Annotated in this window: 9 protein-coding genes and 2 pseudogenes; 8 read left to right on the forward strand and 3 right to left on the reverse strand. The window is 72.3% G+C overall.

What is annotated here, in order from left to right:
• From WBK31_RS24560 to WBK31_RS24580, 5 genes are all read left to right on the forward strand, one after another.
• Positions 1-1,440, forward strand: a complete 1,440-nt coding sequence (locus WBK31_RS24560) for an ABC transporter substrate-binding protein (protein WP_406673214.1) — start codon at positions 1-3, stop codon at positions 1,438-1,440.
• A 14-nt stretch (positions 1,441-1,454) separates the two neighbouring features.
• Positions 1,455-2,834 carry a DUF5060 domain-containing protein gene (locus tag WBK31_RS24565; RefSeq protein WP_406673215.1) on the forward strand — a complete coding sequence of 460 codons (1,380 nt, stop codon included), beginning with the start codon at positions 1,455-1,457 and terminating at the stop codon, positions 2,832-2,834.
• Complete coding sequence (locus tag WBK31_RS24570; RefSeq protein WP_406673216.1) at positions 2,831-3,832, forward strand: DUF5605 domain-containing protein; 1,002 nt, start codon at positions 2,831-2,833, stop codon at positions 3,830-3,832. The genes WBK31_RS24565 and WBK31_RS24570 overlap by 4 nt, the downstream gene beginning before the upstream one ends.
• On the forward strand, positions 3,829-6,003 hold the full coding sequence (locus WBK31_RS24575) for a hypothetical protein (RefSeq protein ID WP_406673217.1): 2,175 nt from the start codon (positions 3,829-3,831) through the stop codon (positions 6,001-6,003). The genes WBK31_RS24570 and WBK31_RS24575 overlap by 4 nt, the downstream gene beginning before the upstream one ends.
• A gap of 447 nt (positions 6,004-6,450) precedes the next feature.
• A complete protein-coding gene (locus WBK31_RS24580) occupies positions 6,451-7,326 on the forward strand; it encodes a glycoside hydrolase family 28 protein (RefSeq protein ID WP_406673218.1) in 876 nt (291 codons plus the stop codon).
• A 106-nt stretch (positions 7,327-7,432) separates the two neighbouring features.
• On the opposite strand, the gene WBK31_RS24585 is transcribed toward WBK31_RS24580, so the two are convergent.
• Positions 7,433-9,319, reverse strand: coding sequence for a glycoside hydrolase family 127 protein (locus tag WBK31_RS24585; RefSeq protein WP_406673219.1), 1,887 nt, complete (start codon positions 9,317-9,319; stop codon positions 7,433-7,435).
• Positions 9,320-9,450: 131 nt separating this feature from the next.
• On the opposite strand from WBK31_RS24585, the gene WBK31_RS24590 reads away from it, so the two are divergent.
• Both WBK31_RS24590 and WBK31_RS24595 read left to right on the forward strand, forming a co-directional pair.
• Complete coding sequence (locus WBK31_RS24590) at positions 9,451-11,247, forward strand: hypothetical protein (protein ID WP_406673220.1); 1,797 nt, start codon at positions 9,451-9,453, stop codon at positions 11,245-11,247.
• On the forward strand, positions 11,244-12,569 hold the full coding sequence (locus WBK31_RS24595) for a GDSL-type esterase/lipase family protein (protein ID WP_406673221.1): 1,326 nt from the start codon (positions 11,244-11,246) through the stop codon (positions 12,567-12,569). Before WBK31_RS24590 ends, WBK31_RS24595 begins: the two co-directional genes overlap by 4 nt.
• 1,217 nt (positions 12,570-13,786) lie before the next feature.
• On the opposite strand, the pseudogene WBK31_RS24600 reads toward WBK31_RS24595, so the two are convergent.
• A pseudogene (locus WBK31_RS24600) lies at positions 13,787-13,951 on the reverse strand (DapH/DapD/GlmU-related protein); the annotation flags it as partial.
• Positions 13,952-14,371: 420 nt separating this feature from the next.
• Entirely contained in the window at positions 14,372-17,296 is a 2,925-nt protein-coding gene (locus WBK31_RS24605) for a glycoside hydrolase family 2 TIM barrel-domain containing protein (protein WP_364056259.1), read from the reverse strand.
• Between the two features lie 202 nt (positions 17,297-17,498).
• Between WBK31_RS24605 and WBK31_RS24610 the strand changes: the two are divergent.
• Positions 17,499-18,611 (forward strand): annotated as a pseudogene (locus WBK31_RS24610) (beta-galactosidase); the annotation flags it as partial.
• Positions 18,612-18,638 lie beyond the last annotated feature (27 nt).

The following is an 18,638-nucleotide window of genomic DNA, read 5'->3' on the forward strand; positions in this document are numbered from 1 at the left end:
ATGCACAAGGTGCGCGGTATCGCGCTGCTCGCGCTCGCGCTGTCCCTGACCACCGTCCCGGCCCAGGCGTCCGTCGCGGCGGAGACCGCTGCTTGCAAGGACGTGCCGAACAAGTACAACCAGCCGTTCCAGATCTGCGACGACGAGCTGTTCATCTTCGCCGCCAACTACAAGCCGTTCGAGTCGACCGTCGACGAGCAGCGGCAGGGCACCCGCGTCTTCGACGAGATCATCGGTAACAGGCTGCGGGCGGCGTTCCCCGGCGTGAAGATCAAGTACGCGACATGGGACCTGCCCATCCGCTACGAGGACCTGAAGAACGCGGGCGTCACGCCGGACATCGTCATCGAGGACCCGAAGTCCCGCATCGACCGCGACCTCGAACCGCTGGGCTGGGTCGGCGACATGACCGCCGACATCGAGCGGGCCGGCATCGACCTGAGCACGCTCAACAAGGCCGCCGTCGAGCTGACGAAGTCGCGCTCCGACGGCGGGATCTACGGGGTGCCGATCTTCATCGACGAGCACGTGCTGCTCTACAACAAGAAGATCTTCGACAAGTTCCGGGTGAAGTACCCCAAGCCCGGCATGACGTACGACGACGCGTACAAGCTGGCCAAGAAGCTCACCAGGGACGACGGGCTGGACCACTACAAGGGGTACATGCAGCATCCCGACCAGTACCTGGAGTTCAACCAGCTCGGGCTCTACCCGTTCCAGCCGACGACGAGCGAGGAGCCGGAACCCGAGGAGGTCAAGGTCGATATCACGGGTGAGGGGTGGAGGGAGTACACCGAGAACCTGTACCGCTTCCTGATGATCCCGCGCAACGGGTTCACCACCGTCACCGACTTCCTCAAGGGCGACATGAGCCGGCCCGGCCACCTGGCCATGGCGGTGGAGACGCTGTCGCGGCTCACCATGTACGCCGGCAGCGAGCTGTTCATCGAGGACGGCGACGAGGACTCGTTCGCGCAGTACCGCGAGAGCGTCGACATCGGCGTCAGCGCGCTCCCGGTGTTCGAGCGCGGCTCGAAGACCATCTACCAGCCGAACACCAGGGCCGCGTTCGTCCCGCCCGCCGCCCCGCACCGCGAGCAGGCGCTGCAGGTGGTGAAGTGGCTGGTGTCGGAGGAGGCGCAGACCGAGATCTCCCGCCACGGCATCAAGGCCGTGCTGCAGACCGACGAGGTCGTGGAGAGCTTCGGCAAGGCCATCCCCGAGCTGGCCGGCATCGACACCTCCGCGGTCTACTGGGGCGAGAACGCCACCATCGGCGACTACGAGAACACCGAGTTCTGGGACCTGCCGCTGTGGACGGTCTTCCGCCAGCACGTGCTGCGTGACGGCATGACCCCCGAGCAGTCGCTGACCGTGTCCCAGCAGGAGGACATCCCCGCCTACATCAAGGCGCAGGCGGACGCAGGGAAGGACTGGTAACCCTGACTTCCACCGTGGAACGCTGGGGCGTCCACGAGATCGAGCTGGCCGGGCCAGCCGGCGGCAACCCCTTCGCGGAGGTTCGCCTGGCGGCCCGGTTCCGCTTCCGTCACCGCATCGTCGAGGCCGGCGGCTTCTACGACGGTGACGGCGTCTACCGCGTCCGGTTCATGCCGGACGCGGTCGGCTCGTGGACCTACACCACCGTGAGCAACGTGCCCGAGCTGGACGGCGTGACCGGGGAGTTCACCGTGACCCCCGCCACGCCGGGCAACCACGGCCCGGTGCGCGCCGAGGGCACCGGCTTCGTGTACGCCGACGGCACGCCGTACCTGCCGTGGGGCACCACCGCCTACCACTGGACGCACGACCTGGACGAGGAACGGGAGCGGCGCACGCTGCGCACGCTGGCCGCCTCGCCGTTCAACAAGCTGCGCATGTGCGTGCTGCCCACCGGGGCCATGCGGCCGCCGCTGGTGCCGTTCGCCGGCACCGACCCGGACGGGCTCGACTTCACGCGCTACGACCCGGCCTTCTTCCGCCACCTGGAGTCGCGGGTACGCGACCTGCGCGACATCGGCGTCGAGGCCGACATCATCCTGTTCCACCCGTACGACGGGGGCCTGCGCGGCATCGAGGACATGGGCCGCGAGGCCGACCACGCCTACCTGCGCTACGTCATCGCCCGCCTGGCGGCCTTCCGCAACGTGTGGTGGTCGGCGGCCAACGAGTACGACTTCAACAAGGCGAAGACCGTCGAGGACTGGGACGACATCCTGCGCACGATCGCCAGGCTGGACCCGTACGAGCATCTGCGCTCGATCCACAACGGGACCCGCATGTACGAGGTCGCCTCGCTCTACGACTTCACCAAGCCGTGGGTGACGCACCAGAGCATCCAGCACTGGGACGCCACCCCCACCGACGCCTGGCTGCGCGCCTGCCCCAAGCCGGTGGTGATCGACGAGATCTCCTACGAGGGCGACCTGGGCAAGCGTTGGGGCAACGTGACCGGCCAGGAGCTGGTGGACCGCTTCTGGGAGGGGGTGACGCGGGGCGGCTACGTCGGGCACGGCGAGTCGCTGATGGGCCACCAGCCGCGCGCCTGGGTCAGCAACGGCGGCGAGCTGTTCGGCGAGAGCCCCGCCAGGATCGCGTTCCTGCGGCGCGTGGTGGAGGAGAGCCCCGCCGGGTCGTTCCTGCGCTACCTGGGCCGGCGGCAGCAGGCCCACGTGACGGTGGAGCTGCCGGACGACGGCGCGTACCGGGTGGAGCTGATCGACACCTGGAACATGACCATCAGCCCGGTGGACGGCGAGCACAAGGGGCGGGTGCGGATCGCGCTGCCGGGCCGGCCGTATCTGGCGCTGCGGATGACGAAGGTGACTTCATGATCGACAAGGGGTTGGCGACGACCGCGCTCGGCTGGCACCTGCACGACGAGCGGCGGCGGGCGCGGACGCTGGCCACGCTGAAGTCGTCGCCGTTCGACCGGGTGCGGATGGCGGCGCTGGCCTCCCGCTGCTCGCTCGACGCGCTGGAGGAGCGGGTGGAGGAGCTGGCCGGGATCGGCGTGACGGCCGAGCTGGTGCTGCTGCGGCCGGGCGAGGGCATCGAGGACGTGGACGGCGCCGCCCGCTACCTGAGCGAGGTCGTGCCCAGGCTGGCGCCGCATCAGAACGTGTGGTGGTCGCTCACCGACGACCCCGGCGCCTTTCCCGCCTTCACCGAGCACGACTGGGTGAGCCTCGCGAACCTGGTCGCCGAGGAGGACCCGCTGCACCATCCGCTGTCCATCACCGTCGATGCCGGCTCGCCGCTGCTGTGGCGGCGGGTGTGGACGCACGGCAGCGTACGGGCGCGCAGCCCGCGCGACGCCTGGGTGCGGACGCGCCACCACCACAAGCCGGTGCGGATGGACTTCTGCGGGTACGAGGGCGACGCCGACGACCCGTGGCACAGCCTGACCCCCGAGGAGGTGGTGGTCCAGGCGTGGGACGGCGTCGTGCGGCGGCGCTGCGTGACGCACGGCGAGTCGTACGCGGGCGACGACGGGCTGACCTGGTCGCAGGACGGCGGGACGCTGAAGGGGGCCGCCGTGCCCAGGCTCGCGCTGCTGCGCCAGGTGCTCGCGGCCATCCCCGACGAGGCCGCATACCGCGACAGGGACGCGCCGATGCTGGAGCTGACCGGGGAGTTCTACCTGGAGTTCTGCGGCGAGCACCGGTTCCCCGAGCGGTCGTTCGAGGTGCCGGACGGGCGGTACGAGGCCGAGGTGATCGACACGTGGGAGATGACCGTGACGCCGCTCGGCATCATGAAGGGCCCGGCGGTCACGGTGCCGCTGCCCGGCACGGTCGGCCAGGCCATCCGCCTGCGCCGCGTCCCATGACGGCCCGCCACGGCACCGGCCCCCGGCGCTCCGATGCTCCGGGCGAGCGGCCGGTTCCGCCGCTCGCCCGGCTGGCCGGCCCGGGCGGGAAGCTGGTCGAGATCGTGAGCGGCGCCGGAGTGGCGGGCGATCCCCCGGTGGGCGGCGCTCTAGTGGGCGGCGCTCCAGTGGGCGGCGCTCCAGTGGGCGGCGCTCCAGTGGGCGGCGCGGAGGTGCGGCTCGGGCGTGACGGCGCCGCCGAGCCGCACCTCCGCGTGCCGCTGCACGTCCTGTTCACCGCCTCGACCGGCCGTCCCTGGCGGTTCCGGCCCGCCGACCCGGCGAGCGTGCGCGTCCTGCCGCCCGGCTCCGGCGGCGACGGGATCGTGGCGACGGCGCGGGCCGGGGAGCTGAGCGTGCGGCTGGAGCTGGGCTTCGGCCGGGAGGGCATGCTGGAGCTGCGCACCACCTGGCGCAACGACACCGGCGAGCGGCTCGTAGACGTGGCGGCCGGGCTGCTGCTCCCGCTGCCGGTCCAGGACGCCTGCCTGACCATGCCGGGCGTGCTCTACAACGACAACCCGTCATCCGACCCGGCCCGCGAGGTGCCGCACATCGGCTTCGTCTGCGAGGAGCACCGCCTGCCCATCCCGGCCGTCAACGCCGCGTGGGACGGCCGCTACCTCAGCCTCTTCGCGCATCCCGGCCCGGTGCGCGACGAGGAGGACGGCTCGGTCGCCTACGGCTCGCTCGGCGCGGTCCGCGCGCCCGGCCTGGCGGTGACGGCGATGACCGGCGTGATCGCGTTCAACGGCCGGCCTGACGTCTGCTACGTCAGCAAGGCGGAGACGGCCGGCCGCCCGCTCGGCTACCGCGACCTCGCGCCGGGCGCGGAGATCACCACCCGGCACAGCCTCGACTGGGGCGAGGTCGAGCCGCGCGGCTTCGGCTTCAGGACGCTGGTGCACACCCGCCTCTACCGGGACGAGGGGGCCGCCCCGCTGAGCGTGGACGAGATCGTCCGGCTCAAGACCGACGCGATGGACTCCCGCTGGAACGGCGACGGCCACCTCGCCTACGAGGGCGTGCGCCACGGCCGCCCGCGCTCCTACCTGTACGGCTGGACCGGCCAGGCCATGAAGCTGGCCCTGTGCGAGGCCATCCTGGGCGTCGAGGACGGCCAGGACGAGCGGATCGAGCGGGCCCGCCGCGCCGCCGACTTCTACGTCCACGGCGGCAGGACGCCCGTGCGCGGCCTGCACGCCGCCCGCTACCTGGTGGACGAGGACCGCTGGGAGTCGTTCCGCAAGGACGGCTGGGGCGACTTCGTCTCCAGCCGGGCACACGGCGAGACCATCACCGACCTGGCCGCGCTCGCGCTGCTGTTCAGACAGGCCGGGCTGAAGGTGCCGCACGCCTGGGAGGAGGCGGTGACGGACGCCGCCTCCGTCTTCTGGCACACCAGGCTGCCCGAGGGCGTCGTGCCCGTCGGCTGGAGCCCGTGGGGCACGCCGGTCTCCGGCATGGTCAGCGCGGCCGGGGTGGCGTGCGTCCTCGCGATGCTGGGCGCGTACCGGCTGAGCGGGGAGCGGGTGTGGCTGCTGCGCGCCGAGGAGGTGCTGGCCGCCTACCACCGGGAGCACGCGGCCACGTACGAGCGGCCGTTCGCGCACGCCACGCTCGACGCCTCGGGCGAGGACAAGGAGGCCGGGATGTACTTCTTCCTGGCCGCGTACGAGCTGCACCGGCTGACCGGCGACGAGCGCTACGCCGGCTGGGCGGAGGCGGCCGCCGACTGGCTGCTGACCTTCGTGTACGTGTGGTCGCCCGAGTTCGCCGCGGGCAGCACGTTCGCCCGGCGCGGCTTCAAGGCGGCCGGCTGGCCGGCGGTCAGCGTGCAGAACCACCACCTCGACGTGTTCTTCCCGACGTCGGAGCTGCTGGAGTTCGGCCTGTCCACGGGCCGGCCGCGCTACGCCGAGCGGGCCGTGCGGATCCTGCACGCCATGGGCCAGGGCATCTGCCGCGAGCCCGGCGACTGGGGGTTCCGGACGCCGGGCGAGCAGGGCGAGGGGTTCTTCCAGACCAACTGGCAGCGCACGGGCGAGGCGAACACGTGGAACCCGTCCTGGGTGATCGCGCTGCCGCTCTATCACGCGCTGCGCATGAGGAAGGTGAGATGGACAGGCTGACCGAGCCCACGACCGAGCCCATGACGGAGGCCGCGGCGTGGCGGTACGCCGACGAGCTGCGGGAGCGGGTGCGCCCGCCGGAGTTCCCCGACCGCTGGTTCGACGTGACCGAGTACGGCGGCGACGGTCTGTGGACGGAGGCGTTCCGCGCGGCGATCGCCGCCTGCCACAAGGCGGGCGGCGGGCACGTGCGGGTGCCGCCGGGGACGTACGACACGGGCGCCATCCACCTGCTGAGCAACGTGGACCTGCACGTCGAGGAGGGGGCCGTGATCCGGTTCTCCACCGACCCCGCCGACTATCTGCCAGGCCGTCTACACCCGGTTCTCGGCCATCGAGTGCTACAACTACTCGCCCTTCATCTACGCCTACGAGCAGGAGAACATCGCGATCACCGGCGGCGGCACGCTCGACGGCTCCGCGGGGCCCGAGCACTGGTGGCCGTGGGTGGGCACGCCGGAGTTCGGCTGGCGGCCGGGCACGCCGCACGAGGCCGCCGACTGGGAGGCACTGCAGCGCATGGCCGCCGACGGCGTGCCGGTGGCGGAGCGCGTGTTCGGTGCCGGGCACTACCTGCGGCCGAACATGATCCAGCCGTACCTGTGCCGCAACGTGCTGGTCGAGGGCGTGCGGATCGTGCGCTCGCCGATGTGGGAGATCCACCCGGTGCGCTGCGAGAACGTCCTGGTCAGGAACGTGTCGATCTACTCGCGCGGCCCGAACAACGACGGCTGCGACCCCGAGTCGTGCCGCGACGTCGTCATCTCGGGCTGCGTGTTCGACGTCGGCGACGACTGCATCGCGATCAAGGCGGGCCGTGGCCCCGACGGCCGCCGCGTCGGCGTGCCGTGCGAGAACGTGCTGATCGAGGACTGCGACATGCGCTACCGGTACGGGTCCGTCGCGATCGGCACCGACACGACGGGCGGCATCCGCAACGTGTTCGTGCGCCGCTGCCGCTGGGGCGGCCCCGGGCTGTACTTCGGCCTGTACGTCAAGACGAACTCGGTGCGCGGCGGCTTCGTGGAGAACGTCTTCGTCAAGGACGTGACGATCAGCGAGCTGACCAAGGAGGCCGTCTCCATCGACCTCTACCACGGCGACGGCCACAACGGCGACGACCCTCCCCCGATCCGCAACGTGCACGTGTCGGGACTGCGCAGCGACCGGACGCGCAGCGCGTACCTGCTGCGCGGCTACCCCGAGCAGCCGCTGCGGGACATCGCGATCAGGGACAGCACGTTCGCGCACGTGCTGCGCTCCGACGTGGTGAGCGACGTCGAGGGGCTGTCGGTGACCGGAGTGCGGATCGGCGGCGGCTGAGGCTCTGAAAGAGATGGCCGCTGAAAGGGGGCCCGAGGGGGTGCGGCCCGCCGCACAGCCCACCTGAGGGGCCGCAGCCGAGGGGGTGCGGCCCGTGTCGCGGTGCTCAGTGCATCGGGGTCCAGATCGTCATGGGCCCCAGGTCGCGGTTGGCCCAGGCGTAGTACGGGATGAAGGTCAGATCGACCGGGCCCTCGTGCTCCGGCTCCAGCGGGGCGGCTGCGGTGCGGTAGGGGTATCCGCCGTCCTCCTCGCGGTGCACGTGGACCCGGCCGCGCGCGTGGACCGGCACCACCTCGGCGGGCAGGCCGGTCAGGGGCCTGCCGTCGGTCAGCTCGGCACCGGCGAGGCACAGGTCGTCCACGCCGGCGTCCGGGTGGTCGGCCTGTTCCAGGCAGTAGACGAGCGGGCCGCGCTCGACGGCGACCTGGCCGCGGGCCACGTCGAGCCGGGGCACGGCGGCGGTGAGCCGGGGGCGTACGGCGAGGTCGAGCACGACGCGGTCGCCCGGCCGCCAGGTGCGGCGGGCGCGGTAGTACGAGCCGGGCCGCGCGGGCAGGCCGGTGCCGGACAGGCCGTCCACGGTGGCGCCGTCGGCCCACGACGGGATGCGGGCGGCGAGCGTCCACGGAGTGCCGGGGGTCTCGACGACGGTGATCTCGACGCGGCCGTCCCACGGGTAGCCGGTCTCGACGCGCAGCACCACGTCACCGGCCCTGAGGGTGCCGGGGGCGTACAGGTGGAGCTGGACGCCGCCGCCGTCGCGGGTGACGAGGTAGCGGTCGAGCGAGGACAGCAGGCGCATGACGTTGGGCGGGCAGCAGGCGGTGCCGTACCAGTCCTGGCGGCCGCGCGCGGCGGCGCGGCGGTCGTCGGGGTTGGCGCCCGCGCGGACGCGCAGCGCGTTGACGTAGAAGAAGCGGTCGCCGGAGAGCGAGACGCCGGGCAGGACGGCGTTGTAGAGGGTGCGCTCCATGAGGTCGGCGTAGGCGGACTCGCCGGTGGCGAGCAGCATCCGGTACGACCACTGGACGCTGCCGACGGCGGCGCACGTCTCGCAGTAGGCGGTCTCGGGCGTCAGCTCGTACGGGCCGCCGAACTGCTCGCCGTACCAGACGGAGCCGAGCCCGCCGGTGAGGTACGTCTTGGTGGCCACCATGTGCCGCCACTGCCGGGTGAGTGCGGCGAGCAGCTCGCGGTCGCCGGTCTCGGCGGCGACGTCGGCGGCTCCCGCGGCGAGGTACATGGCGCGGACGGCGTGCCCCTCGACGGTGGTGGCCTGGCGCAGCGGGACGCGGTCCTGGCGGATGCCGGGCCCGTGGTGGCCCTTGAGCGGCAGCGTCTCGTGGCCCCTGCCGTCGATCATGCGGGTGGCCAGGTCGAGGTACGCGCGCACGCCGGTCTCGCGGTAGAGCTCGACCAGCGCGGTCTCGATCTCGGGGTGCCCGTCGAGCGCGTCCGGCGGCAGGTCCTTGACGAGGTGGTCGGCGAAGCGGCCCGCGACGCTCAGCAGGCGTTCGTCGCCGGTGGCGCGGCGTCCTGCGACGGCGGCCTGCATGAGGTGGCCGGCGCAGTAGAGCTCGTGGCTGGATGCGAGGTCGCTGTAGCGGGCGCGGCCGGTGAGCTGGGTGTGGGTGTGCAGGTAGCCGTCGGGGGCCTGGGCGGCGACGACGAGGGCCGAGGCGTCGTCGTACGCGCGGGCCAGGTCTGCGGACGGCGCGCGGCCGCGCTCCCAGGCGAGGGCTTCGAGCCACTTGTAGACGTCGGAGTCGGCGAAGACCTTGCCGCGGTGCCGCCCGCCGCCGCGTGCGGCCTGTTCGAGATTGGCGAAGGCGCCGGACTCGCGGATGCGCTCGCCGCCCAGGGGAATGGTGACCTCGCGGTTGACCCGCTGCCGTGCTGCCCAGAAGCCGCCGTCGATCCGCATGCCGGGGGCGGGTCGCAGGGTCACGGCGGCTTCCGGGCGGGGTCGTACCACCGAATCATCGCTCATGCGGACATCCTGCCTCAGTGTTTATATATCCAACAAGATACGAATATCTATGCTCACCTTGACGCCACAGGAGAGGCGTCGGAGGCTGGGATGCAAGGTTTATGCGTGCGTGAATATTTATGAGGGGAACGATGCCTGAGATTCCCGACACGGTCGTGCTCGAAGAGCGGGCCGCGCTGGCGATGAACGCCGTGGCCGGGCTGCCGGACGAGAGCATGGGCGGCATCCCGTACTTCAGCGCCGACCTGCTCGCCCGCCCTGCGGTGCTGCGGCACGGCGACTGGGACTGGGGCTCCAGCCACGGACGGCTGCTCGACGCCTGCGTGCTGGCCAGGCACATGACGGGCAAGGACACCTGGCGGGAGGTCGAGGACGGCTACCGGCGGCGACTTGCGACCTTCTTCGGCCCCGACGGGCTCAGTTACCGCAAGGCCCGCCCCGAGGCCGGCTGGCCGGCCAACGCCAACCTCATCGACCAGCGGGCCGTGATCCTCTCCCTGACCACCTCGTACCTGTCGGACGGCGACCCCGAGGTCAGGAAGCTGGCCGACGCGCACGTGGCCGCGCTCAAGCGCATCGCCATCAAGGAGCGCGACGTCTGGTTCTATCCCGCCTCCGAGTACACCCCCGACGGCTGGCCGTCCCCCAACGCGATCGCGCTGCACCTCGCCCCCGACCCGGCCTCCTTCAGCGGCCGGCTCATCATGCCACTGCTCCGCTACCACCAGGCCACCGGCAACGACGACGCACTGGAGCTGTGCGGCTGGTTCGCCCGGCTCATCGTCGAGAAGAGCGGCGTCTACCTCGAGGACGGCGGCTTCAACGCCGCCCGTGCCTACCGCAGCGGCCACTTCCACACCCGGCTCGGCACCCTCGAAGGGCTCGCCAGGTACGCCCTGCACACCTGCGACCACGAGCTGACCGCGTTCGTGCGCCGCTCCTACGACTGGGCGCTCGGGCAGGCCACCGCGTTCGGCTGGACCCCCGGCGACCTCGCCGACCAGCGGTACGAGCACGAGAGCTGCTCCCTGGTCGACCTGATCGGCCTCGGCACCACGCTGGCCCGCGCCGGGCACACCGGCTACTGGGGCGTCGCCGAGCGCTTCCTGCGCAACCACCTCGTCGAGTCGCAGCTGCTCGACCTGAGCTGGGTCGGGTCCGCCCCCGACGACTCGCTCGACGAACCCGGCTGGACCACGCACGTACGGGTGGGCGAGCGCGTCCTCGGCGCCTTCGCCGGGTACGGCGCGCCCAACGACTTCGTCTGCGACGTCGAGCTGGGCCGTGGCCACACCGCCGACGTGCAGGCGTGCTGCGTGGGCTCCGGCGTGCGCGGCCTGTTCTGGGGCTGGAACAACGTCGTCACCGCCGACGACCGGGTGACCCGCGTCAACCTGCTGCTCAACCGGGCCACCCGCCAGGTGACCGTGCTCAGCCACCTGCCGCACGAGGGCCGCGTGGACCTGGAGGTGCACGAGGACCTGCGGGAGCTGCGGATGCGGGTGCCGGAGTGGGCCGGTTACGCGAAGGTCCGCGTCACGCGCGCATTGGGCGGCTCGGGGGGCTTGGGGGGCTCAGGCGGCTCGGACGGCGCGGACGGCTCCGCGGCTCCCGGCGGCTCCGAAGACCCCGGAGCCGTGGAGACCTTCGACGGCACCAGGACCGGGGCCTGGGCTCCCGACGGTTACCTGTCGATCCCCGCGCCGCGCCGGGGCGAGCGCGTCACCGTCACCTTCCCCGTCCCCGAGACGACCAGCACGGAGGTGGCGGCGGGCTGCGAGTACCGGGTGCGCTGGCGGGGCGACGACGTGATCGGGATCAGCCCCGAGGGCACGGCCCGGCCGATGTACAGCGGCCGACGGGTGCATCCGGTGGCGCCGCGCCGTACGTACGAGCTGAACCGGCCCGCCACCGAATGGACGTGGTGACGGCCTGGTCGGCCGCATCCGAGGCGCTCGGCGGTGACCTGTGCGAGGTGACGGTGCGCAACGTCGTCCGTCCCGTCGTGAGCGGGACCGGGCTGCGGGTGCGGCTGACCAACGCGCTCGGCGACCGCACGGTGCATTTCGGCCACGTGTACGTGGGCGTGCCCCGCGAAGGCCCGGCCCTGGAGCCCGGCTCGAACCGCCTGGTCACCTTCTCCGGCTCCCCGGAGGTGCGCCTCCCGCCTGGGGCGACGGCACTCAGCGACCCGATATCCGAGGCCGCACCCCAGGGCACGTCCCAGGACGTGCCGCACACCACCGCCCGGAACACGATCGCCCGGAACACGATCGCTCGCTACACGGTGCGAGGTCCGACGCCGCACCCAGGACGGGATCCCGGACAGACCCCGGCCTCGGACCTGGTGCGGGCCGGGCGCCGGCTCGCCGTCAGCGTCTACCTGCGCGGCCCCGGCGGCGTCCTGACCGGCCGCAACCGCGCCACCGCCCCCGCTCATCCGCCTCCCACGCTCCCGACCGGGGTACGGGAGACGGCCGGTGTGCAGGAGGCGGCCGGTGTGCAGGAAGCGGCCGGGATGCGGGAAGCGGCCGGGATGCGGGAACCCGCAGGGGCGCCCTCCTACCGTTCGGTGCGCGGTGACCACGCCGGGGACGAGAGCGGAGAGGCGTTCGTCGAGGAGACGACGGTATGGCACTGGCTGGACGCGCTGACCGTGGTCCCCGCCGAGCCACCGGTGCGGGTGGTGGCGGCGCTGGGCGACTCGATCACCACCGGCGTCGGCTCGCGGACCGGCCACGGCTGGCCCGACTTCCTCTCAGCCGGTACGGGGCTCGCCGTGGTGAACGAGGGCGTGTCCGGCGGGAAGGTCCTGACGGCGGGGACCGGACGGCCGGCGGAAGCACGGCTGACCGCCGAGGTCCTGACCAAGCCGGGCATCACCACCGTCATCGTGCAGGCCGGGATCAACGACCTCGGCGCGGGCGCTCGGGCGGAGGACCTGATCGCCGCGTACCGGCGCATGGCCGCAGCCGCCCGCGCCGCCGGGGTGCGGCTGGTCGGCGGCACGATCACGCCGTACGAGGGCGCGGAGTACCACACGGCGTCCGGCGAACGGGCCCGCCAGGAGGTGAACGCGTGCCTCCGGCGAGGCGGCGTGTTCGACGCGGTGGCCGACTTCGACGCCGCCCTCCGCGACCCCGCCCACCCGGCCCGCCTCCTCCCGGCTTACGACAGCGGCGACCACCTCCACCCCAGCACCGCAGGCCACCACGCCATGGCCACCGCCGTCCCCCTGCCTCACCTCTGACCACCCCGCCCGCCGTGACACCTCCCACCACCTCACGCGGCGGCGCCTCAGCCCACCGGGTACGTGATGGCGGGTTCGGGGCGGTGGACGCCTCGGGGGCGGTAGCCGAGGGTGTCGGAGAGGCCGAGGTAGTCGGCGAGCAGCCAGATGATGGCGAGCCACATCTCCGTCCCCTGGAGGCCGGGCGTGCGGGTCGCGCCGGTGCCGCTGGTGAGGGCGAAGCTGAGGCCGGCGCTGTCGTGCCAGCCGCCGAGCGCCCGTTCCAGGTGCTCCCGCGCCCAGGCCTCACCCTCGGCGCGCCGGTGCCGGGTCTGGCGTCCGGCGAGCCAGAGCGGGTGGATGACGTCGAGCACGTTGCAGGCGTTGCCGGTGTCCGGGCCGAAGTAGCGGGGGTCGCGGGCCTGGGCGAGCACGGTGTCGACGGCCCGCTCCGGATACGGCAGCGGCAGCCCGAACTGCGCGTACGTGCCCCGCGCGAGCCGGTAGAAGCCGTTGACCACCTGCAGCCACCCGGCGTCGGAGTCGGGCTCGCCCCACATGCCGTGGGCAGGACGGCACCGGCTGAGCAGCCAGCCGTACAGGGTCTCGAACTGCGGGCCGGTCAGGCCGAAGTCGGCGAGGTTGCGGTAGAGAGCGGTGCCGATGGCGTCCACGACGGAGCCGGCCGTCCAGGCGTTGCGCGTCCAGTCGAGGCCGTCGAGCAGGGCGATGAGGTCGGCGGGCGGAAGCTCGGAGACGGCTCTGATCGGGTGGCGGAAGCGGGTGCCGAGCAGGTCGAGCGCGTAGCCGACGGAGAGGATGTGGTACGCGGTGATGCCCTCGAGCTGCAAAGGGCTCCCGGTGCCCGCCGCCTCGCCGGTCCTTCCGGCGGTGTCCTCGCCCCCGTCGTTCCCTCCCCCGTGAGAGGCCGCCTCGGGTGAGCCGGGGGCGCCGATCTCCGGGACGAGGCCGGTGATGGGGTCCTGGCGGTCGCGGAGGAAGGCGATGATCTCGTCGCGGGAGGGCGTGGGCGGCGGTCCGCCGAGCAGCAGGTCGGCGATCTCGACGGCGTCGGCCCAGGCCCGTACGGTGGGCGCGGCGCCGGGCCGGTCCAGGTAGCGCTCGCCGTCCCAGCAGCGGGCCAAGACGTCGTGCGCCTGCTGCCTGGCCCGCTCGGCGAACGCGACGAGCCGCCCCTCCAGGTCACGCGGTGCGGACGGGCGGCTCGCCCCGTCTCGCGGGGTGCGGCGGTCGCGGATCAGGCGGGCCGGGTTGCCGGCGACCATCGCCCAGGCGGGCACGTCCTTGGTGACGACGGAGCCGGCTCCGATGACGGCGTGGTCGCCGATGGTGACGCCGTCGAGGACGACGACGTTCGAGCCGATCCACACGTCGTCGCCGACACGGATGCCCTTGCTGGTGATCGGCTGGCGGAAGACCGGCCGGTCGGGGGCGGTGCCGTGGTTGAAGCCCAGCAGGGAGGTGTGGGCCCCGATCCGTACGGCGTCGCCCAGCGAGACCGTGCCCCGGACGACGGCGTACGGGTTGACGGTGCAGTCGCGTCCCATGGAGATGTCGCCGGTCACGTACGCGTGGGCGGCGAGGTAGCAGAAGTCGCCCATGCGCAGCCGGTCGGTGTGCACGGCGGCCAGCGGCGAGATGAACACCTTCTCCGCCGGCTCGAGCCCGATGCTCTCACGCAGCCCGGCGATGTGGGCCTCCTGGGCGCGGCGGTCGTCGTCGGTGGCGTGGTCCCAGTACAGCCATGGACAGTAGTCGAACGTCATGGCGGCTGATTCCTCTCGGCTCGTAGGGGGTTCACGTCACGGATGCACCGGGGCCAGCGTCATCGACCAGGTGTAGGGGCGCACCTGGAGCCGGTGACGCTCGGGCAGGGCGGGCCCGCAGGAGGCGCTGCCGATGCCCTGCTGTCCGTGGTCGAGGTTGAGCCACACGCGCCCGGAGTCGGTGAGGTCGTGCGGGTGGCGGGCGGCCCGCAGCGCCTCGCTGGTCCAGCGGCGGGCGGTGAAGTCGACGTACGGCTCGCCGTCCACGCGCAGGGTGGGCAGGCCGGGGCCGGACACCTCCAGCCAGCGGGTCTCGACGTGGTTGCCGTTCTCCTGGGGGACGACGTACGGGGTCTGCAGCGCGTCGATGGAGCCGCTGAACCTGCCGACGCGGGCGGCGGCCCTGCTGTCCACGTACGACTCGCCGGGCCCGAGGCCGAACCACGTGACGTCGGTGTAGCCGCCGGGCAGCGCGAACCTCGCGCCCATGCGGGGCGGCCGGACGGTGAGGTGGCCGTAGGCGGTGTCGTCCCAGTCGCCCACGGGTTCGGCGTCGATCCGCAGGTGCAGGGTGCCGTCGTCGCGCAGCCGGTACGTGTACGCGGTGCGGAAGCCGAGCGTGCGGGTGGCGGGGCCGCTGCGCCCGCGGACGACGAGCGTGCGTTCGTCGGGACGTTCGATGCCGCCGGTGCGGTGCACGAACCTGTCGATGCCGGCGGCCTCCCAGTCGGCGGCGAGGTCGTTGGCGCCGCCGATGCCGTGGTCGTTCGAGATGGGGGCGCGCCACACGTCGAGCACGGGGCCGTCGAGTTCGAGGTCGCCGATGCGCAGCAGCCGGCCGGTCCTGCCATCGAACACCGCCGCCCCCAGCCGCAGCTCTCCCTCCGCCTGTCGCGAGGGGGTGGCCGGTGTCACGCCGGATGCGCGGCGGCGGTGGGTGCCGTTTCCGAGCCTGGCCTGGGTGAAGGCGACCACGTGCCCGGCCGGCGCCCAGCGGGCGTCCCCGGCCAGGACCGCCTCCACGGTCAGCCACGTCTCGCCCTCGTCGGCGGGCTCGACGGGCGGCAGCGGCACGCGTACGGACGAGCGCGCGGGACAGTGCGGCACGGAAAGCGTCCCGGAAACGCCGCGCTCCCCGTCGGTCTCCGCGAACCACCGGAACGCCAGATGCCCGAGCGCGGCGAAGTCGTACTTGTTGGTGACGACCAGCTCGCCGCCCGACACCTCCATCGCCACCGGCTCGATGGCCTTGCGCAGCTCCAGCAGCCCGGGAGAGGGCGTGCGGTCGGGGAAGACCAGGCCGTCGATGCAGAACCGCCCGCCGTTGGGCCGGGCGTCGATGTCGCCGCCGTGCCGGTGGTAACGGCGGCCCAGCTCGTCGTACCCGGCGAGGCCGTGGTCGATCCACTCCCACACGAACGCGCCGCAGAACCGCTCGTACGACTCCAGGATGCGCTGATAGTCCACCAGCGACCCGGGTCCGTTGCCCATGGCGTGCGCGTACTCGCACAAAAGGAACGGCAGCCCGCGACGCCGCACGTCATCAGGCGAGCCGGGCTCGACGCCGTCGGGCGTGTCCTCCTTGCGCTGCCCGATGCGCTCCAGGACGTCCTGTGCCGGATACATGAGGCTGTAGAAGTCGGAGTGCCGGTAGGAGGGGTCGCGCTCGTAGTGCAGCGGCCTGGTGGGGTCGCGCTCGCGGATCCACTTCTCGATCTCGCCGAACGCGGCGCCGCTGCCGCTCTCGTTGCCCAGCGACCAGATGATGACGCTGGGGTGGTTCTTGTCGCGCTCGACCATCCGCCGGGCGCGGTCGAGCAGGGCGTCGCGCCACATGGGCTCGGCGGGCGGGTTGCCCTCCCAGCCGGAGTAGATGAAGCCGTGCGTCTCGATGTCGCACTCGTCCACGACCCACAGGCCGTACTCGTCGCACAGCCGCAGGAACTCGGGGTGCGGCGGGTAGTGGGAGGTGCGGACGGCGTTGACGTTGTGCCGCTTCATCAGCTCGATGTCGCGGATCATGGTGGCGCGGTCGAGCGCGCGGCCGCGGTCGGGGTCGTGCTCGTGCCGGTTGACGCCGCGTAGCAGCACGGGCCTGCCGTTGACGAGCAGCCGCCCGCCGGCGATCTCGACGGTCCTGAAGCCGACGGCGAGCTCGATGGTCTCGCCGGCGGCGCGCAGCGTGCCCCGGTAGAGGTGGGGGTCCTCGGCGCTCCACGGCCGCACGTCCGGCACGGTGACCTGTTCGCCGGTGGGGACGGCGAGGCCCAGCGCGGGCAGCTCGACCAGGCCGGGGGCGTCGGCGGTGACGAGGAGGGTGCCGGTGCCGTCGCGGTAGGAGGCGTGCACGGTGAAATCGTCGATGCCGCCTTCGGGCCGCGACAGCAGCTCGACGTCGCGGAAGATGCCGGGCAGCCACCACATGTCCTGGTCTTCGAGGTAGCTGCCGGACGACCAGCGGTGGACGCGGACGGCCAGCACGTTGCCGCGCTCGCGCAGCCGCCCTGTGACGTCGAACTCGAACGGCAGCCTGCTGCCTTTGGAGTGGCCGAGCAGCTCGCCGTTCAGCCAAACCGTGCCGCAGGAGTCGACGCCCTGGAAGCGCAGCACGTCGCGGGCGGCGGGCCAGCCGTCGGGCAGGTCGAAGCGGAGGCGGTAGTCACCGGTGGGGTTGTCGTCCGGCAGGTACGGCGGGTCGATCGGGAACGGGTAGGCGGTGTTGGTGTAGAGCGGCTTGTCGTGACCTTCCAGCACCCAGTGCGAGGGCACCCGGATGGTGTCCCATGCGCTGTCGTCGAGGCCGGGGTCGGGCAGGCCGGGGCCGGTGCCCGCGGCGGTGCCGGAGAGCCGGAAGCGCCATTGCCCGTTGAGCGAGAGTCTGGGAGCGTCGGAGACGAAGTCCGCACGCGGTGCCCGCCGTCCCGTGCCGGGTGCCGGGTCCTCGTGGAAGTCGGCGATCACGTACGTCCCTCCGGAGGAGTCGCCAAAACGTTTTAACCCTAATGGTCCGGACTCCACGACACCAGATCTCAGATGCATTGACATGGGGGCATGAATAAATATATCATCTGGTAAATCGTTTTAAGATCATTGGGTAACTCCATGGCTCCTTCTCCCCACGAGTCCGGCCCATGTCCGCTTCGGCACCGCGTACTACTGGGAGTACCAGCGCACCCCCGATCTGAAGCTCGATCTCGACCTCATGGCCCAGGCGAGGATCGACACGATCCGCGTGGGCGAGTCCGTCTGGTCCACCTGGGAGCCGCGCGACGGCGTCTTCGACCTCGACTGGCTGACGCCCGTCCTCGACGGCGCCCACGAGCGCGGCATGAAGGTACTGCTCGGCACCCCCACCTACGCCATACCGCCGTGGCTGCAGCGCAAGCACCCCGAGCTGGCGATCGTGCGGGCGGGCGGCGGCCGGATCCCGTGGGGCGCGCGCCAGGAGATCGACTTCACCTCCCCCACGTTCCTGCACTACGCCGAGCGCGTCATCCGCCAGGTCGTCGGCCGCCACGGAAGCCACCCGGCGGTGCTCGGCGTCCAGCTCGACAACGAGCCTGGCCTGCACCTCATCCACAACGAGCCGGTGTTCGAGCGGTTCAAGGCGTGGCTGGCCGACCGGTACGGCGACGTCGAGCGGCTCAACGAGGAGTGGGGGCTGACGTACTGGTCGCACCGCATCGGCGACTGGAACGAGCTGTGGCCGCCCTCCGGCAACACCACGCCCTCCTACGACCTGGCCTGGCGGCGCTTCCAGGCCGAGCTGACCACCGAGTTCATCGCCTGGCAGGCCCGGCTGGTGCGCGAGCTGGTGCCGGAGGACCGCGAGCTGACCACGTGCCTGGCCTACCAGCGCCCGGCGCTGCACGACGTGCGGCTCTCCGAGCACCTGACGGTCACCAGCGGCAACGCCTACTACCTGCCGCAGGACCACCTCGTGCACGACCCGGCCGACACGCCGATCGAGGTCTCCTGGTTCAGCACCACACCGGAGGGCCTGTTCCAGGCGGCCGACCGCATGTACGCCTCCAAGGGGCGCCGCTTCTGGGTGACCGAGACCAACGCCACCTCGATCGCCGGCTCCCAGCTCAACCTCACCCCGTACGACGGGCAGCTCCGCCAGGCGGCGTGGGCCCTGGTGGCACGCGGCGCGGAGATGATCTCGTACTGGCACTGGCACACGCTGCCGTACGGCGCGGAGACCCACTGGGGCGGCATCCTCGGCCACGCGATGGAGCCGGGCCGGATCTACCGCGAGATCGCGGCGCTGGGCGCGGAGCTGGCGCACGCGGGCGACGAC

Origin of the sequence: Nonomuraea sp. N2-4H, from assembly GCF_045291505.1 — a bacterium.
GTDB lineage: Bacteria > Actinomycetota > Actinomycetes > Streptosporangiales > Streptosporangiaceae > Nonomuraea > Nonomuraea fastidiosa.

What these genes read in the sequence shown, in the direction of transcription:
- WBK31_RS24585 (WP_406673219.1), bottom strand. Translation starts at nt 9,319, where the DNA reads ATGAGCGATGATTCGGTGGTACGACCCCGCCCGGAAGCCGCCGTGACC.
- WBK31_RS24590 (WP_406673220.1), top strand. Translation starts at nt 9,451, where the DNA reads ATGCCTGAGATTCCCGACACGGTCGTGCTCGAAGAGCGGGCCGCGCTG.
- WBK31_RS24575 (WP_406673217.1), top strand. Translation starts at nt 3,829, where the DNA reads ATGACGGCCCGCCACGGCACCGGCCCCCGGCGCTCCGATGCTCCGGGC.
- WBK31_RS24570 (WP_406673216.1), top strand. Translation starts at nt 2,831, where the DNA reads ATGATCGACAAGGGGTTGGCGACGACCGCGCTCGGCTGGCACCTGCAC.
- WBK31_RS24560 (WP_406673214.1), top strand. Translation starts at nt 1, where the DNA reads ATGCACAAGGTGCGCGGTATCGCGCTGCTCGCGCTCGCGCTGTCCCTG.